Raw genomic sequence first — 20,491 nt, forward strand, 5'->3', positions numbered from 1 at the left:
GGGCCGGCTCGTCGGTGTCTATGCAAGCGCCGTGTGCATGAACGATAGAGGACGGAGCTTCCGGGCCAGCCGGGAGCGGGTTCCTTCCGAATGCACCCTCCTGCGATGACCTCATGAGCGTATCCGCCGACTGGAGCTGGCAGCGCGTCGCGCTGGCCGGCATGCGCGATGCGCTGATGCTGCCGGCCTGGATCGTCGGGTTCGGGCTGATCGGCATCGGCTCGCTCGCCCGCGATGTCGGCTATCCCGTCGATGTCGCCGTGCTCTCGACCATCCTGGTCTGGGCCGGCCCGTCGCAGGTGCTGTTCTTCGCCTCGATCGCCGCCGGCGCCGCCTGGAGCGCCATCGTGATCGCGATTGCTTTCGCCTCGCTGCGCTTCCTGCCGATGACCATGGCGATCCTGCCGCTGCTGCGCCGGCCCGGCCAGAGCGTCTGGCAGCAGCTCTTCCTGGCGCATTACGTCGCCGTCACCGCGTGGAGCGAGGGCTTGCGGCGCCTGCCCGGCATCGCTCCGCATCAGCGCGTCGCCTATTTCCTCGGCTTCGCCAATACCTGCATGCTGGTCAGCTCGATTGGCACCTTCGCGGGGTACTACCTGCTCGGCGCGCTGCCGGTGCCCTTCGCCGCCGGCCTGCTCTGCCTGACGCCGATGTTCTTCCTGATCTCGCTGATGGCGGGCTTGCGCCATCGCGGCGATGCGGCGGCGCTTCTCCTCGGTCTCGCTTTCGCGCCGATCTCAGCGCGCTTCATCGGCGGCGGTTTCGACCTGATCGTCGCCGGGCTGATCGCGGGAACCCTGGCCTTCCTGATCGGGCGGAAACGGAAGCCGGCATGACCCAGCCGATCGACATGCTCGACGGGCCGCTCTGGCCCTATCTCGCGCTGCTGCTCTTCGCCGTGCTGCCGACGGAGATCTGGCGCTGGCTCGCGGTCGGCTTCTCACGCGGGCTTGCCAATGATTCGCCGCTGCTCGAATGGGTGAGGGCGGTTGCGACCGCGTTGCTCGCTGGCATCGTCGCCAAGCTGATCGTTGCGCCGCCCGGCGTGCTCGCGGCCGCTCCAGGCTGGGTGCGCGTCGCGGCATTGGCCGCAGCGGCTGCCGTCATGCTCTTCGACAAGCGCCGGATGATGCTGGCGGTGCTCGCTGGCGAGACCGTCCTGATCGGCGGAGTATGGCTGTTCGCGGGCTAGGCGTCTTCCAGCAGACGGCGGACATGGCCGAGCTTGTCGGGGTTGCGGATGACGTAGATCGCCGCCACCACCCCGTCGCGGATATCGAGCGCCATCGCCTGGGCTGTTTCGCCGCGCTCCAGGCTGACATAGCCGGGCAGGCCGTTGATCATCACGAATTCATAGCGTGTCGTGGCGCGAGCCTCGCGCTCGACATGGCGGCTGATGCCGGCGAAGAAGCGGCCGATCTTCTCGCTGCCGAGGATCGGGTTCAGCACCGAATTGACCTTGCCGCCGCCATCGGCGCGCAGGATCGCGTCATGGGCGAGCATGCTCTTCAGGATCGTGGCATCGGTGCTGTGGGCGGCCTCGAAGAAGGCTTTGGCATAGCGCCGGGCGTCGTCGGGCGAGAGCGGATGGCGAGGGCCATCCTCCTCGCGGGCATGGCGGCGCGCTCGCGAGACGAGCTGCCGGCAGGCAGCTTCGCTGCGCCCGAGCGTTTCGGCGATCTCCGAGAAGGGCAGATCGAAGACATCGTGTAGCAGGAAGGCGGCGCGCTCCAATGGCGAGAGCCGTTCCAGCGCGAGCTGGAGCGCATAGGGCACGCCGATCGCTTCGCCGGCACTCGGGGCAGCGCCGATCGTCTCGATCAGGGGCTCCGGCAGCCAGGCGCCGACATAGGTCTCGCGCTTGCGCCGGGCCGACTTGATCAGGTCGAGGCAGAGCCGCGTCACCACGCGCCCGAGCCAGGCGCGCGGGTTCGCGATCGCCTCGGGCGCGGAGTCGTGCCAGCGCAGCCATGCATCCTGCACCACATCCTCGGCGTCGCTGAGCGAGCCGAGCATGCGGTAGGCGAGGCGGGTCAGGTAGGACCGGTTGGCCTCGAAGGGGCTGGCAGGCGCGCCCGTCATGCGCGCCGGGTTGATGTCATCAAGCGGCGGCCTCGCTCTTGCGCGGCCGGTCGGCCGGGTGGCGCGTGCGGAAGCCGACATTGATGCGGTTCCAGGTGTTGATCGCGCCGATCGCGAAGGACAGGTCGACGCTATCCTTCTCATTGAAGTGCTCACGAAGCTCGGCATAGGCGGCATCGCTCGGGCTGCGCTCGGAGGCCCGGGTCAGTTCCTCGGTCCAGCGCAGGGCGGCGCGCTCGCGCGGCGTATAGAGCTCGGATTCCTCCCAGGCATTGAGCAGGTTGATGCGTACCTCGGTCTCGCCGGCCTTGCGCGCGTCGAGCACATGCATGTGCAGGCAATAGGCGCAGCGGTTAATCTGCGAGGCGCGGATCTTCACCAGCTCCATCAGGCTGTGCTCGAGGGCCGAGTTGTTGACGTAGTCCTGCAGGACCAGCATGGCCTTGTAGGCTTCGGGCGCGATCTGGAAGGCGTTGAGGCGTTGGCTCATGGTTGTCTCCATCGGTTGATGACGACAAGACGAGGCAGAACGCCTCGCTGTGACATGGCCCGTCAGATTTTTTTCAGGGCCTCGCGGATTTTCTCGGCATTGCTGGCCAGCACCTCGTTCTTCTCCATCGCGCCGGTATGCGGGCGCAGCGCCACGCCCTCGAAGCGAGGCATGACGTGGACATGGAGATGGAACACGACCTGGCCGCCGGCGGCCTCGTTGAACTGCTGGATGGTGACGCCCTCGGCCGAGAAGGCCGCCTTCACGGCGCGCGCCAGCTTCTGCGTGGTCAGCGCGACCGCATTCAGCGCATCGGCGGGCGCGTCGAAGACATTGCGGCAGGCGGCCTTCGGGATCACCAGAACATGGCCGTCGGCGCGCGGCATGATGTCCATGATCGCGAGCGTCTCGCCATCCTCGTAGACAGTGTGGGAGGGCAGTTCGCCGCGCAGGATCTTGGCGAAGACGTTGGATTGATCATAGGCGGTCATGGCGGGTCCGGCAGGGTCGGAAATGGGTAGGCGCAAGCTGCGGCGCCCCGGCCGAGGCGTCAAGGCCGCGGGCCGGTTGATGGCCCTGTCTCAGGCGCCGAGCAGCAGCGCCGTCTCGACATGGGCGTCGAGCACGAGATCGTCGCTCGCGCCCATCACCTGAAGCTCGCTGACGGTGAGGCGGAGCAGGGACTTGCCCCACCATTGCGCGACGATCTCGGCCAGCGCCGCGGTCTCGGCGGCGTCGAGATCGTCGGTGAGATTGTAGAGGCCGACGAGCCAGAGATCGCCCGGGGGCCGGCCGAAGGCGGCCTGCACCTCCTGCAGCGTGTTTCGGCCGCCCCGCTTCTCCGGATAGACCGGGAGATAGAGCCGGCCGCGATTGACGTTGCCGGAGAAGAGCCCGCGCAGCTCGACCGCAAAAGGTTCGATCCGGCGCAGGGCTTCGCGGGTCTCCTCGGCAATGGCCGGAGCCTCGGCGAGGCTGAGCGACCCGCAGACCGTCGCATGCAGGCGGTCCTGCCGCTTCGGCAGGATGTCCCAGGCGATCTTGTGGGCGAAAGGAGCGGCCTTCAGTTCGCTTTCCAGAGCGAGGAAGGCAGAGGAGGCGCGCAAGGCGCCGTCTTCCAGCGGCAGAACCAGCGAGTAGACCGCCGGGTGGCGGCCCATCTCGTAGAACTTGCCCTCGCGCCGGGCGATGACGCCGGGATGCTGCGGCGCGACCAGCGGCAGATGCGCCAGCCGGTAGCTCTCGTCGAGGGTCAGCGGGCTCGTGAAATCGGTGAGGCTGCGGCGATAGCCGAGTTCGCCATCCTCGCAGAAAACCGGAGCGGAGGTGGTGCAGGTTACGGGCGCGGCGTCAGTCATCGGCGGTGTCCGTCTTGCGGAAGGGGCTTTCGACTGCCAGCGCTTCGCGCGCCGCCGCGATCTGCTCGCGCTCCTGCGCGAGATAGGCGGCCACGGGCCGGCGCAGGCCGGGATCGGCGATATGGTGCAGCGAACGGGTGATGACCGGCCGGTAGCCGCGCGCCAGCTTGTGCTCGCCCTGCGCGCCGGCCTCGACGCGGGCGAGGCCGTGGGCAATCGCATAATCGATGGCCTGATGGTAGCAGACCTCGAAATGCAGGAAGGGGTGATCCTCGATGCAGCCCCAGTTGCGGCCGTAGAGCGTGTTGGCGCCGCGGAAATTGATGGCGCCGGCGATATGGCGCCCGGCTCGCTTCGCCATCACCAGCACGATGCGTTCGCCCATCGCCGCGCCGACCGCCGAGAAGAAGGCGCGGTTGAGATAGGGCCTACCCCATTTGCGCGAACCGGTATCCTCGTAGAACGAGAAGAAATCGTCCCAGACCGCCTCGGTGAGGCCGTTGCCGGAGAGGACTTCGATGGTGATGTCGTTGGCGAGCGCCTCGCGCCGCTCACGCTTCAGCGTCTTGCGCTTGCGCGAGGCCAGTGTCGCGAGAAAATCGTCGTAGCTGCCGAAGCCTTCGTTCTGCCAATGGAACTGGAGGTCGTTGCGCTCGATATAGCCGGCCTGTTTCAGCGCGGCGATATCCGGTTCCTGCGCGAAGGTGACATGGACCGAGGAGGATTGCGTCTGCCCGCGCAAGGCCTCCAGCCCGCCGATCAGGGCAGCACGGGCCTCATCGGCGCGTGGGCTGTCGGCGACCAGCAGGCGCGGGCCGGTCGCCGGGGTGAAGGGCGCGGCGACCTGGAGCTTGGGGTAATAGCGCCCGCCGGCGCGCTCATAGGCATCGGCCCAGCTGTGGTCGAAGACATACTCGCCCTGGCTGTGGCTCTTCAGGAAGCTAGGCGCGGCCGCCAGCAACTGGCCGGCATCGTTCTCGACGAGGAGATAGGCGGGCGACCAGCCGGTGCGTCCGCCGATGCAGCGGCTGTCTTCCAGCGCCATGAGGAATTCATGGCTGACGAAGGGATTATCCCGGTCCAGTGCTGGGTCGGCCGGTGGCGCGGCGGGCGCCGAGATAGCGTCCGCCAGCGCGTGGGGATTGGCGCAGGCATTCCATGCGCCTGCGGGGACGGCCTTGAGGGAGGTCGCGACACGAACGGTGAGATCGCCGTTCCCCGCTTCACTCAAGGGCGAAAGCCCTCGAAGACCATCTGGTCGGCCATCGCCGCAGCCCGCTGCCGCTCTTCCGGCGTGCGCACCGTCCAGCTCATCAGCGGCAGGCCGAGCGCGTTGCGGCAGAGATAGGGCGCGGCGCTCTCCAGATCCGTGACTTTCCAGGAGATGAAGTCCGGCCGGCTCTCGGTGAAATGCAGGAGATTGGCGAGAGCATGCTTCCGCTCCGGCGACAGGCTGACATAGTCACCGTATTCATAGGCATTCATCGCCACGATGCCGCGCGGAATCTCCGGCGCCAGCTCGCGCAGCGCCGCCACGATATCCGGATCGAACGACTTGATCACGATCGGGTGACCTTTGTAGCCCGCGACAACCTCCACGGTCCGCTTGGTCAGGGTCAGATCACCGTCGAAGCGGCTCTTGATCTCGATCACGAGCGGCACGCGCCCGCCGATCAGGTCGAGGAAGGCGGAAAGCGTCAGGATGGGATCGTTCGACCCCTTGAGCGTGATCGCGCCGAGTTCGGCCGCCTTGCGCGCGACGACGGCGCCGGTCTCGCCGGTGAGGCGATCGAGCACGAAATCATGGAAGACGACCGCTTCGCCATCGGCGGTGAGCTGGACGTCGCATTCGATGCCGAAGCCGCCCGCGATCGCGGCGGTCGCAGCGGAGGGACTGTTCTCGATCACGCCGGCCGCGAGATCATGCAGGCCGCGATGGGCGATCGGCTTCGCCACCAGCCAGCCGAGATCGGGCCGGCCGGCATTCTTGAGAGACCCTGCGGACATCAGGCGATCTCGAACATCGCTTCGACCTCGACGGCGGCATCGGCCGGCAATTCGGCGACGCCGACGGTCGAGCGGGCATGGCGACCCTTGTCGCCGAGCACCTCGACCATCAGGTCCGAAGCGCCGTTCATGATCGCCGGCAGGGCGGCGAAATGCGGGGCAGCATTGATGAAGCCGCCGAGGCGGACGCAGCGCACGATGCGGCCGAGATCGCCGCCGAGCGCGGCCTTGGCCTGCGCCAGCACGTTGATGGCGCAGAGGCGGGCGGCTTCGAGGCCGGCTTCGTTGAAGATCTCGGCGCCGAGCTTGCCCTTGTGCTTGTCAGCGAGCTTGCCATCGAGCCCGAAGCAGATCTGGCCGGAGATGATCAGCAGGTTGCCGGTGATCACATAAGGCACGTAGTTGGCGATGGGCGCGGCCGGGGACGGCAGGGTGATGCCAAGTTCGGCGAGGCGGGTATCGGCGGCGTTCATGGGCGTGGCTCCGCGAGCGAGGCAGGGTGCCTTCGGGCAGGCCTTTCATGGCCGATGGCCGGGCGGCTCGCAAGCGCCGTGGTATGCCGGACGGGCAGGGCCGATGCGACGGTTGTGAGAGCGGCCTCCGCCATGTTTGCGCCATTGCCGCGATGCACCTAGATTTCGCAGCAGGCCATAACGGACAAGCGACGCATGAACGGAACAGTCTCGAAGCTCGCGGCCCGGGCGAGCGGGGTTTTGGCGGGGTCGCTGGTTCTGGCCGCGATGCCGGCCTGGGCGCAAGCCGCGCCGGAGCGGGTGGTGCTGTCGCCGCATCGCGCGGTCTATGACCTCGTGCTCGACAGCACCAAGCCATCAGGCAATATCGAGACGGCGAAGGGCCGCATCGCCTTCGAGTTCACGGGCGATGCCTGCGAAGGCTATGCGCTGTCGTTTCGGCAGGTGACGCAGCTCGGCACCGAGGCCGGGCCGCGCCTGATCGATGCCCGCACCACCAGTTTCGAGGCCGGCGATGGCGCGAATTACCGCTTCAAGACCGAAAGCACCGCCGCCGGAGCCAAACCCGACACGGTCGACGGCACCGCGCAGAAGAGCGATGGCGGCTATGAGGTGAAGCTACGCTTGCCCAAGGTCGAGACTCATCGCGAGGCAAGCGATGCGCTGTTTCCCAATGCGCAGATGAAGGCCGTGATCCAGGCCGCGCGCGCCGGGCAGAAGACGCTGAGCGTGAGGCTCTATGACGGCGCGAATTCCGGCAAGGAGGTCTATGACACGCTCTCGATCATCGGGAAGCGCATCGAGGCGGCCCCGTCCGAGAAGCCGCTGCAGCGTCCCGAATTCGAGAAGCTGGCGCGCTGGCCGGTGACGATCTCCTATTTCAAGGCGGGTTCCGGCGAATCGACCCCGGCCTACAGCATCAATTTCGAGCTCTACGAGAACGGCGTCACCGGCGCGATCCGGCTCGATTACGGTTCCTTCGCGCTGCGCGGCACGCTCACGCGTCTGGATCTTCTTCCTCAGGAGCCTTGCGCGAAGTAGCGGGCTCCGACGAGCGGCGCGGCGGCAGGCGCAGGCTCAGACCCTTGCCTATCGCCTCGTCGCCGAAGCGGGCGCGCAATTTGTCGAGCGCGCCCTCCATCGCCTTCAGGCGCGGCGTCGCGGTGTCGGCGAGGTCGCCATGGTCGGCCGCTTCCGGCGGGCTGAAATCGCTCGCGCCGATGCCGATCAGCCGGTAATGCACGCCATTGCATTCGCGTTTCAACAGATCGCGCCCCGCAGTGAAGAGGCGGGCGGCAAGCTGGGTCGGCTCCGGCAGGCGGGCGGCGCGGGTGATGATGTGGAAGTCGGCGGTCTTCAGCTTCAGTGTGATGGTCCGGCCCGCAAGCTCCTGCGCCTTCAGCCTTTTCGATGTCTTCTCGCAGAGCCGCCACAGGATCGGCTCCAGCTCGTCGAAACGGGCCAGATCGACATCGAGCGTGGTCTCGCTTGAGACGCTCTTGGTCTCGCGCTCGGGCGTTACCTGACGCGCGTCGATTCCGTTGGCGAGGTTCTTCAGGCGCGGCCCGTCCTTGCCGGCGAGCTTGAAGAGCTTGTCGACGGGCGCTTCGCGCAGGTCACCGATCAGCTTGAAGCCGCCTTCCGCGAGCCTCGCGACACCGGCCGGCCCCATGCCGGGGATCAGGCTGATCGGCTTGGTCGCTAGGAAGGCGACAGCCTCGCCCCGCCCGATGATCGAGAAGCCGCGCGGCTTGTCGAGGTCGGAGGCAACCTTGGCGAGGAATTTGGCATAGGACAGGCCGACCGAGATGGTGATGCCGAGCTCGGCCTCGACATGCCTGGCGAAGCGCGCCAGCGTCACCGCGGGGCTGGCATGGTGCAGGCGCTCCGTGCCGGAGAGGTCTAGGAAGGCCTCGTCGATCGAGAGCGGCTCGACGAGCGGAGTCAGCTCACGCATGAGCTGGCGGACCTGACGGCCGACCGTGACGTATTTCGCCATGTTCGGCTTGACCACCACAGCCTCCGGGCAGGCCTTCAGCGCCTTGAACATCGGCATCGCCGAGCGCACGCCATAGGTCCGGGCGATATAGCAGCAGGTCGAGACCACGCCGCGCTTGCCGCCGCCGACGATGACAGGCTTGTCCTGCAAGCTCGGATCGTCGCGCTTCTCGATCGTGGCGTAGAAGGCGTCGCAGTCGATATGGGCGAGGCTGAGGCTGTCGCGTTCGGCATGGTGGAGCAGCCGGGGCGAGCCACAGGCCGGGCAGCGCTTTGCTGGCCCGGATGCGTCGTGGTCCGCGAGGCAGTCGCGGCAGAGCCAGCGCGGCGAGGGCGCGCCCGCGCTCAAGAGAAGTCGTCCGGCTCCGGCCCGGCGAGGACGCGCCTGGCTTCGGCGACGATTTCGGGATTCAGCCTTAAATTTCCGGCAAACTCCAGAAGTAGCGAATCGCTTGAGCCGATATGGTCGAGCACCGCGGCGAGGAAGCCGGGTTCGCCTGCCGCCTGGCGCAGATTGGCCGGGTTGAGGCCTGTCACGCTCAGAAAGGGCTCGATCCGCTCGGGTTCGGAGGCCAGGAAGGCAAGGGCCTGGAGTGCGAGGGCCTCGGCCTCGTCGGTGGTCGGTCGTCGTAGCATGGGGTGGAGTCGCGTATCCGGTTTGCGTTTCGTCAACTGCTCGCGTGTTACGCAATCATCGAACGACGCCGCCAGTTTGGAAAGCCCGCCATCGGCGTGAGCTTTCCCGGCGCGAAGGAAGGGCGGCCCGATGAAGACGGTTCTGATCGTCGAAGACAACGAGCTCAACATGAAGCTCTTCAACGATCTGCTCGAAGCGCACGGCTATGCGACGCTGAAGACGTCCGATGGCATCGAGGCGATCGAGCTGGCGCGGACGCATCATCCCGCGCTGATCCTGATGGACATCCAGCTGCCGGAGGTCTCCGGGCTCGAAGTCACCAAATGGATCAAGGAGGATGACGACCTGAAGGCCATTCCGGTCGTCGCGGTCACGGCCTTCGCGATGAAGGGCGACGAGGAGCGGATCCGGGAGGGCGGCTGCGAGGCCTATCTCTCCAAGCCGATCTCGGTCGCCAAGTTCCTGGAGACCGTCCGCACCTATGCCGGCGCGGCCTGAGAAGCTGTTCTGAGCCATGACCGCCCGCGTCCTCGTCGTCGACGACATTCCCGCCAATGTGAAGCTGCTGGAAGCCAAGCTTTCGGCCGAGTACTTCGGCGTGGTCACGGCGACGAACGGGCGCGATGCGATCGCTCTCTGCGAGCGCGGCGAGGTCGATATCGTCCTGCTCGATGTGATGATGCCGGGCATGAACGGTTTCGAGGTCTGCCGGCGCCTGAAGGGGACTCCTGCGACGGCGCATATCCCCGTCGTCATCGTCACCACGCTCGACCAGCCGCGCGACCGCCTGCAGGGCCTCGATGCCGGCGCCGATGATTTCCTGACCAAGCCGCTCGACGATACCGCGCTTTTCGCCCGCGTGCGCAGCCTTGCCCGGCTCAAGGCGATGACGGATGAATTGCGCAGCCGCGCGGTTGCCTCCGTCCGCCTCGGCATCGCCGATCCGCTGGCGACCGCGGCGGCCGAGACGGGCCTGAACGGACGCATCCTCGTGATCGAGGATCGCCCGAGCGCTGCCGAGCGGGTGCAGAGCGCGCTTTCGGCCTTCCATGCCGTGGAGATCGAGAGCGACGCCCAGCAGGCCGTGATGCGCGCCGCCGAGGGCGATTTCGACGCCGTCGTGATCAGCCTGGGATTGCAGGGGCAGGACGGTTTGCGCCTGTGCAGCCAGCTGCGCTCGCTGGAGCGGACCCGCAACATCTCCGTGCTGCTGATGGGCGAGACGGAGGATCGGGAGCGCATTTTGCGCGGGCTTGAGATCGGCGCGCATGATTTCCTCCTCCGTCCGATCGACCGCAACGAGTTGCTGGCGCGCGTGCGTACCCAGGTCCGCCGCAAGCGCTTCACCGAGCGGCTGCGCGATAGCGTGCAGTCCTCGATGGAAATGGCGGTGATGGACCAGCTCACAGGGCTGCATAACCGCCGTTTCATGGACAACCGGCTTTCGGTGATGTTCGACGAGTCGGCGCTGCGTGCCCGCTCGCTCTCGCTGCTCGTGCTCGACATCGACCATTTCAAGTCGGTCAACGACAGCTGGGGCCATGATGCCGGCGACGAGGTTTTGCGTGAGTTCGCCGACCGCGTCCGCGCCTGCACCCGCGGCATCGATCTCGTCGCCCGCATGGGCGGTGAGGAGATCGTCGTCGTGCTGCCCGATACCGGGCGCGATGCCGCCTATCGCGTGGCGGAGCGCATCCGCGAGCGGGTCGAGAGTGCGCCCTTCGCGGTCCAGAGCAATACGCGCGACATCAAGGTCACGGTCTCGGTCGGCGTTTCGAACCGGCGCGCCGGCGATGCATCCTCCGCCGACATGATGAAGCGCGCGGACGATGCGCTCTACCGGGCCAAGGCCAGCGGCCGCAACCGCGTGATCGTCGCCAGCGCTGCGTAAGCCTGGTCTACGCAAACCTTCGCCACAGCATCGTGGCATCATCTTAAAGTTTATTGGCACGAAATCGCGGCAAGCTGCTGAGGTCGAGCAGTAATGTGCTTCGGCGCTCTCGCGTGCGGCTCAGGCTTTAAGCTTAGCGGGTAGGGTTAACGATCGACTAACGTCGGCGATCGGTCGGATTTGATTGATTCAGATGCGGCGCATTGTAGAGATTGTGCAACGCAGTGATCGCATAGATCGCTCCCAAATGCCCCTCGGGTGCTCAGGTCCGCCGCATCTCCTGGGAAACCGAAGGGCTCGGCCGGTCGGTGACGGATTTCTGGCCTCCTCAGAACCGTCGCCGGCCGGCCACCTCGCGTTGCCATGTGATGGCTAAAAAATAATCGAATTATACTTATCGTTTCTATTTCGATCTTGCCGGGCTGTGTCGGGTTTTCTTTGCCGGCCGCCCGCCGTCAGCTCTGTCCGCTGGCCGCCAGATCGATGTCGGTCAATGTCGTCATGTCCTCGCCGAACCAGGCGCGGATCGATGCTCTCCGCTTGCCGAGATAGTGCGGCTTGCCGTCCACCAGCACCATGGGCAAGTCGTGGCCGGGAACGACGACCGTGCCGGGCCGGGCGCGCCAGCGCTCCCAGATCATCTCGATCGAGGCGCGGCTGACGGCGGCGTCATAGGTCATGTCGGTATCGCCCGAGATCAGCTCGGCCCGGTTCTTCGCCGCGTCGCCGGTGAAGATGATGTCGCGTGCCGGCGTGCGCCAATGGAAGACGAGGCAGCCGGGCGTATGCCCGGGGGCCAGATGCGCGGTCATGCCAGGGAAGACCTCCGATCCGTCGGCGACCTTCTCGCAGGTCGGCCAATCGGCCAGCGCGCGCACGTAGAGCTCGGGAACCGGCGTCTCGCCCCAGGGCTCGTTCAGCGCCCAGTCCAGCTCGACCGTTCCGACCACGATCCTGGCATCGCGAAACAGCGTCCAGTTGACCGAATGGTCGTAATGCGAATGCGTCAGCAGCAGGTCGGTGACCTCAGCGGGCTTGAGGCCGCGTTCGGCCAGCTGCTCGATGATCAGCTTGCGCATGCCGAAATTGCCGGCATCGACCAGTGCGATGCGCTCTCCGGAGCGCAACAGCGCCACCGTGCTCCAGCCGAGCCCACCATGGCAGGCGGATTTGCCGGGGAAGCCGCAGATGACGAGGTCAAGATCCGAGCCTGTCAGTTCGGGCGGCGTGTCGAGCGGCATGGTCAGGCTACTCCCTTGGCGTGTTGTGGCGCGGCGAGCAGGCCGGACAGGACATGCGGGATCAGACCTCCGGACTTGAGGAGGGTGACTTCCAGCGACGTCTCGATCGCGGCCCGCAAGTTCAGCCTCGTCACGTGACCATCCGTTCTCACGATCGCGAGCGGCACCTCGCAGCGCGGAGCAAGGCCCTCGGGCGACAGGTCGATCTCGAACAGGTCCTGCGATGCGATCTCGAGCTTGTCCGGGCTGATACCCTCGGGCAGCAGCAAGGGCAGCACGCCCATGCCGATCAGGTTCGTGCGGTGGATGCGCTCGATACTCGCCGCGATCACAGCACGGACGCCCAGCAAGGCGACGGCCTTGGCGGCCCAGTCGCGCGACGAGCCCATGCCGTAGCGCTCGCCGGCGACGAGCACGAGAGGGACGCCGTCGCGAGCGTAGCGCGCTGCGGCCTCCGTCAGGGTGACGATGTCGCCGGACGGCTCGTGGCGGGTCATGCCGGCTGGCGCTTGCGGCACCAGCCGGTTGACGGCGAGCCGGTTGGTGAAGGCGCCGCGCAGCATCACCTCGAAATTGCCGCGTCGTGACGCGTAGACATTGAGATCAGCCGGGTCGCCGCCGCGCTCGACGATGTAGCGGCCAGCCGCGCTGTCGGGGCGGATCTGGTTCGCTGGCGAGATATGGTCTGTGGTGACGTCGTCGGCGAGCACGAGCAGCGCACGCGCCGGGCCCTTTGCCGGCGGCAGCCCGGCGGGTCGCACGAAGGGCGGCCTTCGCAGATAGGTCGAGCCTGCGTCCCAGGGAAAGCGCGGTCCCGCGGGGGCGTCGAGCTCGACCCAGAGCGGGCGCGTGGCGGCCTCGCGATAAGCGGCGTCGAAGTCGCCGACCTCCCATCCGGAGGCGAGCGCGGCATCGATCTCGTCGTTCGTAGGCCAGATGTCGCGCAGCATCACCGGCCTGCCGTCGGCCGCGACGCCGAGCGGCTCGCTCATGATGTCGATATCGACCGTTCCGGCGAGCGCGAAGGCGATGACAAGGGCAGGCGAGGCCAGGAAGCCGTATTCCAGATCCGGGTGGACCCGCCCCGGAAAATTCCGGTTGCCCGACAGGACCGCGACCGGCCGAAAGCCCGGCCGGCCGAGCTGCTCTTGCACGATCTCGGTGAGGGCGCCGGAGTTGCCGATGCAGGTCGTGCAGCCATAGCCGACGATGCCGAACCCGAGCGCTTCGAGATCCGCCATCAACCCCGCCCGGCGCAGAAAGCGTTCCGCCGTCGGCGAGCCCGGCGCCAGTGAGGTCTTGACGTAAGCCGCGGGGCGCAGCCCGAGTTCACGTGCCTTGCGGGCGAGCACGCCGGCAGCGGCCAGCATGGCGGCGTCCGAGGTGTTGGTGCAGCTCGTGATCGCGGCGATCACCACGGCGCCGTCGGGTACCGTCTCGGAGCCGGAAGAGAGTGGCGGTTCGAACGCGCGCCGCGTGCTGCCCGCCGGAATCCTGTCCTGCGGACGCCGCGGTCCGGCGACGCTCGCCTCGATGCGGTCGAGGTCGATGGCGATGCTGCGCGTGAAGCGAAGCGAGGCATCCGGATCGAACCAGAGCCCCGCGGCCTTCGCATAGGCTTCAACGAGGTTGCGGTCGGATTCGGGGCGGCCGATCTTCGTGAGATAGGCGAGCGAGGCGGCATCGATCGGGAAATAGCCGGTCGAGGCGCCGTATTCGGGCGCCATGTTGGCGATCGCCGCACGCTCGCCGACGGAGAGCGTGGCGACGCCGGGCCCGTGGAATTCGACGAAGTCGCCGGTCACGCCGAGCGCGCGCAGGGCGCGCGTGACCTCCAGGGCGAGGTCGGTTGCCGTCGCGCCTTCGCGCAGCCGCCCACTCAGCCGGACGCCGACGACATCGGGAATGCGCAGCACGACCGGCACGCCGAACAGCGCGCCCTCGGCCTCGAGGCCCCCGACGCCCCAGCCGAGCACGCCAAGGCCGTTGACCGTCGGTGTGTGGCTGTCGGTACCGAGCAGGGCGTCGGGAAAGGCACGCCGCTGCCCGGCTTGCGTCTCACGCACGACGATGCGGGACAGCCGTTCCAGGTTGATCGTGTGCATGATGCCGGAGCCCGGCGGGTGGACGCGGATGCCCGGCATCGTCGCCGAAGCCCATTTCATCAGCCGATAGCGCTCGGCATTGCGGGCGAACTCCTTCTCTAGATTGCGCTGGAAGGCATCGGCACGGCCGAAGAAGTCGACGCCCGAGGAGTGGTCGGTCGAGACATCGACCGGGATTCGCGGCATCAGCAGGTCGGGATCGCCCCCGTGTTCGCCGAGGACATCCCGCATCGCCGCGATATCGACCAGGGCCGGCCCGCAGGTCGTGTCATGCATCATGATGCGGTTGGGCAGGAACGGGATTTCGGCAAGGCTGCTGCCGTTCTCCAGCCACTCCCGGAACGCGCCGGGCAGATGGCTGGTCTCTTCAGCCGGTGCCGTCCGCATCGCGTTTTCGAGCAGGATGCGCAGGACATGCGGCAGCCTGCGGTAGTCCGCGCCGAGCAGGGAGGCGCAATCGAGGCGGAAGATCGTCTCGCCTCCGGCCTCGAACGGTGTCCAGCTCGGTGTCCTGCTTGCGTGTTCCACGTCGCCCGTCCGGACTTGAAGCCCGCCTTGTCGAGGGGTCGGCCCAGCTGCTGATCCCTGTGCTCCCGTGTTCTTGCATGGTCGCGCCGCCGGGCTCAACCACGGTCGGGAGGATGTCGTGATGATCTCGCCTTATTCCCTATGAAGTTGTCCGGGCGGCGATGTCAGCCCGCGCCGACGATGATGAAATCGGGTTCGGCCACCGGTCCGTGCTCCTTCGTGCCACTCGAACGCAGCGCCAACATCTTCACTTGGGACTTGGTGTAAGCGACGGTTCAGACCGAGCCCTCGCCACGTGCCAAGAACGAGTCGAAGCCATGACGACAGATCATCACCACGCCGACGCCCATGCCGATATCCGCGACGCCGTCGCCAGGCTCTGCGCGGATTATCCGGGGGAGTACTGGCGCAAGCTCGACCGCGAGATGGCCTATCCGACGGAGTTCGTGACGGCGCTTACCGAAAGCGGCTTCCTCTCGGCGCTGATCCCCGAGGAATATGGTGGAGCTGGCCTGCCGCTCTCGGCGGCGGCGGTGATCATGGAAGAGATTCAGCGCCAGGGCTGCAACGGCGCCGCCTGCCATGCGCAGATGTATGTGATGGGCACGGTGCTGCGCCACGGCACCGAGGACCAGAAGAAGCGCTACCTGCCGAAGATCGCTTCCGGCGAATTGCGCCTCCAGGCCTTCGGCGTCACCGAGCCGACGAGCGGCACCGACACCACGGCGCTGCGCACCACGGCACGGCGCGAGGGTGACCACTACGTCGTCAACGGCCAGAAGATCTGGACGAGCCGGGCGGCCCAGTCCGACCTGATGCTGCTGCTCGCCCGCACCACGCCGCGCGACCAGGTCGCCAAGCGCACCGACGGGCTCTCTGTCTTCATCCTCGACATGCGCGAGGCGCTGAAGGATGGCCTGACCATCCGGCCGATCCGCACGATGATGAACCATGCCACGACCGAGGTCTTCTTCGACAATGTGAAGGTGCCGGCGACCAACCTCGTCGGCGAGGAGGGCAAGGGCTTCCGCTACATTCTCTCCGGCATGAATGCCGAGCGCATCCTGATCGCGTCCGAATGCATCGGCGACGCGAAGTGGTTCATCGACAAGGCCTCGAACTACGCCAGGGAGCGCCATGTCTTCGGCCGGCCGATCGGCCAGAACCAGGGCGTCCAGTTCCCGATCGCCAAGGCCTACGCCAACATGCGTGCGGCTGAATTGATGGTGCGCGAGGCGATCCGGCTCTACGAGGCCGGCGCCAATCCGGGCGCCGAGGCCAACATGGCCAAGATGCTGGCGGCCGACGCCTCCTTCGAGGCGGCCAATGCCGCCATCCAGACCCATGGCGGCTTCGGCTTCGCCGAGGAATACGATGTCGAGCGCAAGTTCAGGGAGACGCGGCTCTATCAGGTCGCGCCGATCTCCACGAACCTGATCCTCTCCTTCATTGCCGAGCACGTCCTCGGCATGCCGCGCTCGTACTGAGTGCTGCGCCAATCCATCATCGGCGCTGGCGCCACGAAGGGGCTCGCTCACTTCGCCCAATTCCCAGAATCAGAATGGCCGGCGGATCTCCGCCGGCCATTCTAACTCGATAGTTGGCGCCGGGCTCGTGACCCGGTGTCGATCTTTGCGCGCCTTCAAACTGTAGCGGCACCCCAAGGATGATCTGCCTGGATTGTCTAGCCGTTGAGATAGCGACGCATGCAATAGAGCAGCGTTGCCTGTTCTTCATGCTCGCGAATGTCGATGACGCGCCCGAAGAGGATGCGGTGGGTTGCTTCATCCACGGCATTGGTGAGCTCGCATTCGAAGCTGACCGAGGCGCTGGCGAGGACCGGAACACCGGAAAGCCCATCCCGCCATTGACCGAGCGCGAACCGGTCCTCCGCCGGATACTTTCCGCCGAAGACGTTGGAGATCTCCTCCTGACCCGGCTTCAGCGTATTGACGCAGAAATACCGCGCGTTCTCAAAGGCATGGAAAAGCGAACTCGCGCGATTGATGCAGACAAGAAGCGTCGCCGGGGTGTCGCTGACGCTACAGACCGCCGAGGCCGTGAAGCCGTAACGCTTGCCGCCGGATATGGCGGTGACGACGTTGACCGCCGAGCCGAGGCGCGACATGCCGTTGCGAAACGCGGCCTTGTCCACGACATCGAAGCGGTGATCCATCATCCCCATATCGGCCTCTCGACGAAGCTCTGGGGGGCACAACCGAAGCGGAGGCACACCATCCCTTGCTCGCATTCGGTTGCGGTACCCCGCGCCTGCAAGATCGGCCCGCACATCTCGACGAGATCGGCGCGGCCGCCCGGCAAGCACGAGGCCCCATGTTGAGTAGGTTGCCTCCGGGTAACAGTCAGGTCGCCACCGGGTCGGCAAACACGCCTGCGTTAGGCCGCCCCGAGTTCTTCCCGAACGATCTTCGCGCCTGCGCCCAGAGCGCTCAGCTTGCCCCTCGCGACGCGGCGGGACAGGGGTGCCATTCCGCAGTTGGTGCAAGGATAGAGCTTGTCGGCATCGACGAACTTGAGCGCCTTCCGAAGCGTGTCGGCGACCTGCTCAGGCGTCTCGATGGTGTCGCTGGCGACGTCGATGGCCCCGACCATGACCTTCTTGCCCCGGAGGAGCTCGATCAGCTCCATCGGAACATGGGAGTTCTGGCATTCGAGAGAGACGATATCGATGCTGGATTTCTGAAGCTTCGGGAAGGTCTCCTCGTATTGCCTCCACTCCGAACCCAGGGTCTTCTTCCAGTCCGTATTGGCCTTGATGCCGTAGCCATAGCAGATGTGCACCGCGGTCTCGCACTTAAGGCCCTCAGCCGCCTTTTCCAGAGTGGCGATGCCCCAGTCGTTCACCTCGTCGAAGAAGACGTTGAACGAAGGCTCGTCGAACTGGATGATGTCGACCCCGACAGCCTCCAGTTCCTTGGCTTCCTCGTTGAGGATCTTGGCGAACTCCCAGGCGAGCTTTTCGCGGCTCTTGTAGTGGGCGTCGAAGAGCGTATCGATCATCGTCATGGGGCCGGGCAGGGCCCACTTGATCGGCTGCTTGGTCTGCTGGCGCAGGAACTTGGCGTCGTCGACGAAAACCGGCTTCGAACGAGAAACGGCGCCGACGACGGTCGGCACGCTCGCGTCATAGCGATTGCGAATTCGAACGGTCTCCCGCTTCTCGAAATCGACGCCGTCGAGGTTCTCGATGAACGTCGTGACGAAATGCTGGCGCGTCTGCTCGCCGTCACTGACGATATCGATGCCGGATTGGGACTGGGCTTCCAGAGACAAGAGCAGCGCATCCCGCTTGCCCTCGGCCAATTCCTCATCCTGCAGCTTCCAGGGCGACCAGAGCTTCTCGGGCTCCGCAAGCCAGGACGGTTTCGGCAAGCTGCCGGCGGTCGAAGTGGGCAACAGTGTCTTCATGATCGGCAGCCTTATGCTTTTCGGTTCGTCAGGACGCGTAATTGGCGGACCACTGCTCGAGCATGGTCCTGTAGGGCGCGATGAATTTCTCCTCGGCGAACTTGCCTTGCTCCAGGGCTAGCCGGTCGCGCTCCTCGCGATCGTAGACGATACGGGTCAGCGAATAGTTCTGGTTCTTCAAGCTCGGTTGGTAGCAAGTCCCTGCTGCTGCATTGGCGTTGTAGATCTCGGGACGGTAGATCTTCTGGAACGTCTCCATCGTGCTGATGGTGCTGATGAGCTCCAGATTCGTATAATCGCGGAGGATATCGCCCATGAAATAGAAGGCGAACGGCGCGACGCTGTTCGGCGGCATGAAGAAGCGAGCCGTCAGGCCCATCTTCCGGAAATACTCGTCCGTCGGCGAAAATTCGTTCTGAACGTACTCGACGCCGAGGATGGGGTGGTGATTGTCAGTACGCTGATACGTCTTGCTGCTCGATGCGCTCAGGCAGATCACGGGCGGCTTGCTGAAATGATCCCTGTAAGCCTTCGAGTTCAGGAAGAGCTTGAACAGATTGCCGTGAAGCTCGCCGAATTTATCCGGCGTGCTGAAATCGGTCCGGTTCTTGTTGTGCTCTGGCAGGAGCACGCTGAAATCGTAGTCCCTGACGTAGGACGAGAAGTTGTTTCCGACGATGCCTTCGGTGACCTCGTTCGTTTGGCGGTCGATGATGCTGGTCTTCAGGATTTCGATCAGCGGAAACGGACTGTTGCTGTCAGCGGGCCCGATGCTCATACCGACGGAGATGATCTCAAGTCGGACGGAATAACGGTCCGCGTTCGGGTTGTCCCAATGCGCCAGGCTGTTGAACCGGCTGTCGATCATTTTCAGGGCATTGCGCAAGTTCTCTCGGCGGTTCTCTCCCCTGGCCAAGTTGGCAAAGTTCGTCGTGGCGCGCGTTCTCTCCGACGGACGATAGTCCTCGTCGAAGCGGATCGTGTTGATATTGAACGTGAAATCCTGATCCATCGCTCTACGGAGCTCCATATCCAAGACGATGCCTCAATGACCGCTAGCTCTTCCGGCTTGCCCCGACTCGTCTCCGGGGCAAGCTCCGACCGCAGTCATTGTGTCGTCGTTCGGCAAAACGTTCTGTCCGTTATATCGGATGATATTGTTGACAAAAAATGGTAATATCTCATCAATGCGTGAGTAAACGTCATTGGTTTGCGCGGACCTTTGAGCTCCGCGAAGCGAGTAGGGATAATCATGCTCGACAGGCAGCATCTCTCGATTCTGCGAGAGGTCGACCGAATGGGCAGCCTGACGGCCGCGGCGGAACGGCTGAATGTCACCCAATCCGCGCTCAGCCACACCATCCGCAAGCTGGAAGAGCGCTATGGCGTGGGGATGTGGGAGAAGGACGGCCGAAAGGTCCGTCTTACAGAGGCTGGACGCTCCATCGTGACGCTGGCGCAGCGTGTTCTGCCCCAGATCGAGAGGGCCGAGGAAGCGCTGTCGGACTATCGCGATGGCCAGCGTGGGTCGTTGAAGATCGGCATGGAGTGCCATCCTTGTCATCAATGGCTGATGGGCGTGACGAAGCCCTATCTCGTGGCCTGGCCGAATGTGGACCTGGACTTGACGACCTCATTCGCCTTCGGGGGTGTGGCGGCTTTGACGGGTTATGAAATCGACATCTTGATCACGCCGGACCCGATCGAGGCGCCCGCCATCCACTATCTGCCGGTGTTCGCCTATGAGTTGGTCCTTGCCGTCCCAGCCGATCATTCGCTGTCCGCCAAGGGCCATGCCGAGCCAGCGGACCTGCTGGAGGAAACGCTCTTCACCTATCCGGTGCCGCCGGAACGGCTCGACATCTTCACGCAGTTCCTCGTGCCCGCCAATCACCGCCCGCGCCATCACCGGAATGTCGAAACCACGGAAATGATGCTTCAGCTCGTGGCGGCGGGTCGCGGGGTCAGTGCGATCCCGAACTGGCTGGTGCGTCAGCAGGCGGAGGCGCTGGGCGTTCGTCCCGTCCGGATCGGCGAGACCGGGATTCAGAAAAGCATCCATCTGGGCTTGAGAACCGGCGACGAAGCCATCGACTTCATCGCCGGATTTCTGCGGACGTCGCGTCAGACATCAGCCTGACACATGCCGACGAACGATCCGCGGCCCCGCAGGCGTCCTTCTTGTCACGACGCCTTGCGCTCGCGCTGGGGCATGCCTTCCGGCGTGATCGTCGCGACGATCGAGGCGTCGA

At 65.6% G+C, this 20,491-nt stretch carries 21 protein-coding genes; 7 read left to right on the forward strand and 14 right to left on the reverse strand.

What is annotated here, in order from left to right; translation table 11 throughout:
- The first annotated feature begins 113 nt into the window (after positions 1-113).
- Positions 114-836: an AzlC family ABC transporter permease gene (locus tag NUV79_RS04905; protein WP_257731951.1), complete on the forward strand. Its 723-nt coding sequence runs from the start codon at positions 114-116 to the stop codon at positions 834-836.
- Positions 833-1,192 (forward strand): AzlD domain-containing protein, encoded by a 360-nt coding sequence (locus NUV79_RS04910; RefSeq protein WP_257731952.1) that lies wholly within the window; start codon positions 833-835, stop codon positions 1,190-1,192. Before NUV79_RS04905 ends, NUV79_RS04910 begins: the two co-directional genes overlap by 4 nt.
- On the opposite strand, the gene NUV79_RS04915 is transcribed toward NUV79_RS04910, so the two are convergent.
- From NUV79_RS04915 to NUV79_RS04945, 7 genes are all read right to left on the reverse strand, one after another.
- Entirely contained in the window at positions 1,189-2,082 is an 894-nt protein-coding gene (locus NUV79_RS04915) for a sigma-70 family RNA polymerase sigma factor (RefSeq protein ID WP_257731953.1), read from the reverse strand. The two genes, NUV79_RS04910 and NUV79_RS04915, sit on opposite strands and share 4 nt — an antisense overlap.
- A 19-nt stretch (positions 2,083-2,101) precedes the next feature.
- Complete coding sequence (locus NUV79_RS04920) at positions 2,102-2,572, reverse strand: carboxymuconolactone decarboxylase family protein (RefSeq protein WP_257731954.1); 471 nt, start codon at positions 2,570-2,572, stop codon at positions 2,102-2,104.
- A gap of 62 nt (positions 2,573-2,634) precedes the next feature.
- The gene (locus tag NUV79_RS04925; protein ID WP_257731955.1) at positions 2,635-3,063 is read right to left on the reverse strand and encodes an HIT family protein; all 429 of its coding nucleotides are present in this window, start codon (positions 3,061-3,063) and stop codon (positions 2,635-2,637) included.
- Positions 3,064-3,153: 90 nt separating this feature from the next.
- Complete coding sequence (locus NUV79_RS04930) at positions 3,154-3,930, reverse strand: 2'-5' RNA ligase family protein (RefSeq protein WP_257731956.1); 777 nt, start codon at positions 3,928-3,930, stop codon at positions 3,154-3,156.
- Positions 3,923-5,161 (reverse strand): GNAT family N-acetyltransferase, encoded by a 1,239-nt coding sequence (locus NUV79_RS04935; RefSeq protein ID WP_257731957.1) that lies wholly within the window; start codon positions 5,159-5,161, stop codon positions 3,923-3,925. Before NUV79_RS04935 ends, NUV79_RS04930 begins: the two co-directional genes overlap by 8 nt.
- Entirely contained in the window at positions 5,158-5,937 is a 780-nt protein-coding gene (locus NUV79_RS04940) for a glycerophosphodiester phosphodiesterase family protein (RefSeq protein WP_257731958.1), read from the reverse strand. Before NUV79_RS04940 ends, NUV79_RS04935 begins: the two co-directional genes overlap by 4 nt.
- The gene (locus tag NUV79_RS04945) at positions 5,937-6,410 is read right to left on the reverse strand and encodes a RidA family protein (protein WP_257731959.1); all 474 of its coding nucleotides are present in this window, start codon (positions 6,408-6,410) and stop codon (positions 5,937-5,939) included. Before NUV79_RS04945 ends, NUV79_RS04940 begins: the two co-directional genes overlap by 1 nt.
- A gap of 195 nt (positions 6,411-6,605) precedes the next feature.
- Between NUV79_RS04945 and NUV79_RS04950 the strand changes: the two genes are divergently transcribed.
- The gene (locus NUV79_RS04950) at positions 6,606-7,451 is read left to right on the forward strand and encodes a cell envelope integrity EipB family protein (RefSeq protein ID WP_257731961.1); all 846 of its coding nucleotides are present in this window, start codon (positions 6,606-6,608) and stop codon (positions 7,449-7,451) included.
- On the opposite strand, the gene NUV79_RS04955 is transcribed toward NUV79_RS04950, so the two are convergent.
- Positions 7,408-8,757: a DNA polymerase IV gene (locus NUV79_RS04955; protein ID WP_257731962.1), complete on the reverse strand. Its 1,350-nt coding sequence runs from the start codon at positions 8,755-8,757 to the stop codon at positions 7,408-7,410. The genes NUV79_RS04950 and NUV79_RS04955 overlap by 44 nt on opposite strands.
- The gene (locus NUV79_RS04960; RefSeq protein WP_257731963.1) at positions 8,754-9,227 is read right to left on the reverse strand and encodes a DUF3572 domain-containing protein; all 474 of its coding nucleotides are present in this window, start codon (positions 9,225-9,227) and stop codon (positions 8,754-8,756) included. Before NUV79_RS04960 ends, NUV79_RS04955 begins: the two co-directional genes overlap by 4 nt.
- Here NUV79_RS04960 and NUV79_RS04965 point away from each other — a divergent pair.
- A complete protein-coding gene (locus NUV79_RS04965; protein ID WP_047574547.1) occupies positions 9,175-9,543 on the forward strand; it encodes a response regulator in 369 nt (122 codons plus the stop codon). The genes NUV79_RS04960 and NUV79_RS04965 overlap by 53 nt on opposite strands.
- Positions 9,544-9,559: 16 nt before the next feature.
- Positions 9,560-10,936 (forward strand): PleD family two-component system response regulator, encoded by a 1,377-nt coding sequence (locus NUV79_RS04970; RefSeq protein ID WP_257731964.1) that lies wholly within the window; start codon positions 9,560-9,562, stop codon positions 10,934-10,936.
- A gap of 455 nt (positions 10,937-11,391) precedes the next feature.
- Here NUV79_RS04970 and NUV79_RS04975 read toward each other — a convergent pair whose 3' ends face one another.
- Positions 11,392-12,177 carry an MBL fold metallo-hydrolase gene (locus tag NUV79_RS04975; protein WP_257731965.1) on the reverse strand — a complete coding sequence of 262 codons (786 nt, stop codon included), beginning with the start codon at positions 12,175-12,177 and terminating at the stop codon, positions 11,392-11,394.
- A gap of 2 nt (positions 12,178-12,179) precedes the next feature.
- The gene (acnA, locus tag NUV79_RS04980; protein ID WP_257731966.1) at positions 12,180-14,810 is read right to left on the reverse strand and encodes an aconitate hydratase AcnA; all 2,631 of its coding nucleotides are present in this window, start codon (positions 14,808-14,810) and stop codon (positions 12,180-12,182) included.
- Positions 14,811-15,127: 317 nt separating this feature from the next.
- Between acnA and NUV79_RS04985 the strand changes: the two genes are divergently transcribed.
- Complete coding sequence (locus NUV79_RS04985; protein ID WP_257731967.1) at positions 15,128-16,297, forward strand: acyl-CoA dehydrogenase family protein; 1,170 nt, start codon at positions 15,128-15,130, stop codon at positions 16,295-16,297.
- Positions 16,298-16,494: 197 nt separating this feature from the next.
- Here the strand turns inward: NUV79_RS04985 and NUV79_RS04990 are convergent, their stop codons facing one another.
- From NUV79_RS04990 to NUV79_RS05000, 3 genes are all read right to left on the reverse strand, one after another.
- Complete coding sequence (locus NUV79_RS04990; RefSeq protein ID WP_257731968.1) at positions 16,495-16,995, reverse strand: flavin reductase; 501 nt, start codon at positions 16,993-16,995, stop codon at positions 16,495-16,497.
- A 212-nt stretch (positions 16,996-17,207) separates the two neighbouring features.
- A complete protein-coding gene (locus tag NUV79_RS04995) occupies positions 17,208-18,239 on the reverse strand; it encodes a methionine synthase (protein ID WP_257731969.1) in 1,032 nt (343 codons plus the stop codon).
- A gap of 28 nt (positions 18,240-18,267) precedes the next feature.
- Entirely contained in the window at positions 18,268-19,251 is a 984-nt protein-coding gene (locus NUV79_RS05000) for a DUF1852 domain-containing protein (RefSeq protein ID WP_257731970.1), read from the reverse strand.
- Positions 19,252-19,491: 240 nt separating this feature from the next.
- On the opposite strand from NUV79_RS05000, the gene NUV79_RS05005 reads away from it, so the two are divergent.
- A complete protein-coding gene (locus tag NUV79_RS05005; RefSeq protein WP_257731971.1) occupies positions 19,492-20,379 on the forward strand; it encodes a LysR family transcriptional regulator in 888 nt (295 codons plus the stop codon).
- The last annotated feature ends 112 nt before the right edge of the window (positions 20,380-20,491 follow it).

This window comes from Allobosea sp. 47.2.35, assembly GCF_024655635.1.
Classification (GTDB): Bacteria; Pseudomonadota; Alphaproteobacteria; order Rhizobiales; family Beijerinckiaceae; genus Allobosea.

Excerpts from the sequence above, each read along its gene's own strand:
- NUV79_RS04940 (WP_257731958.1), bottom strand. The coding sequence starts at position 5,937 with ATGTCCGCAGGGTCTCTCAAGAATGCCGGCCGGCCCGATCTCGGCTGG.
- NUV79_RS04975 (WP_257731965.1), bottom strand. The coding sequence starts at position 12,177 with ATGCCGCTCGACACGCCGCCCGAACTGACAGGCTCGGATCTTGACCTC.
- NUV79_RS04985 (WP_257731967.1), top strand. The coding sequence starts at position 15,128 with ATGACGACAGATCATCACCACGCCGACGCCCATGCCGATATCCGCGAC.
- NUV79_RS04950 (WP_257731961.1), top strand. The coding sequence starts at position 6,606 with ATGAACGGAACAGTCTCGAAGCTCGCGGCCCGGGCGAGCGGGGTTTTG.
- NUV79_RS04970 (WP_257731964.1), top strand. The coding sequence starts at position 9,560 with ATGACCGCCCGCGTCCTCGTCGTCGACGACATTCCCGCCAATGTGAAG.
- NUV79_RS04945 (WP_257731959.1), bottom strand. The coding sequence starts at position 6,410 with ATGAACGCCGCCGATACCCGCCTCGCCGAACTTGGCATCACCCTGCCG.
- NUV79_RS04925 (WP_257731955.1), bottom strand. The coding sequence starts at position 3,063 with ATGACCGCCTATGATCAATCCAACGTCTTCGCCAAGATCCTGCGCGGC.
- NUV79_RS04910 (WP_257731952.1), top strand. The coding sequence starts at position 833 with ATGACCCAGCCGATCGACATGCTCGACGGGCCGCTCTGGCCCTATCTC.
- NUV79_RS04915 (WP_257731953.1), bottom strand. The coding sequence starts at position 2,082 with ATGACGGGCGCGCCTGCCAGCCCCTTCGAGGCCAACCGGTCCTACCTG.
- NUV79_RS04930 (WP_257731956.1), bottom strand. The coding sequence starts at position 3,930 with ATGACTGACGCCGCGCCCGTAACCTGCACCACCTCCGCTCCGGTTTTC.
- NUV79_RS05000 (WP_257731970.1), bottom strand. The coding sequence starts at position 19,251 with ATGGATCAGGATTTCACGTTCAATATCAACACGATCCGCTTCGACGAG.
- NUV79_RS04990 (WP_257731968.1), bottom strand. The coding sequence starts at position 16,995 with ATGGGGATGATGGATCACCGCTTCGATGTCGTGGACAAGGCCGCGTTT.
- NUV79_RS04905 (WP_257731951.1), top strand. The coding sequence starts at position 114 with ATGAGCGTATCCGCCGACTGGAGCTGGCAGCGCGTCGCGCTGGCCGGC.
- NUV79_RS04965 (WP_047574547.1), top strand. The coding sequence starts at position 9,175 with ATGAAGACGGTTCTGATCGTCGAAGACAACGAGCTCAACATGAAGCTC.
- NUV79_RS05005 (WP_257731971.1), top strand. The coding sequence starts at position 19,492 with ATGCTCGACAGGCAGCATCTCTCGATTCTGCGAGAGGTCGACCGAATG.
- NUV79_RS04995 (WP_257731969.1), bottom strand. The coding sequence starts at position 18,239 with ATGAAGACACTGTTGCCCACTTCGACCGCCGGCAGCTTGCCGAAACCG.
- NUV79_RS04920 (WP_257731954.1), bottom strand. The coding sequence starts at position 2,572 with ATGAGCCAACGCCTCAACGCCTTCCAGATCGCGCCCGAAGCCTACAAG.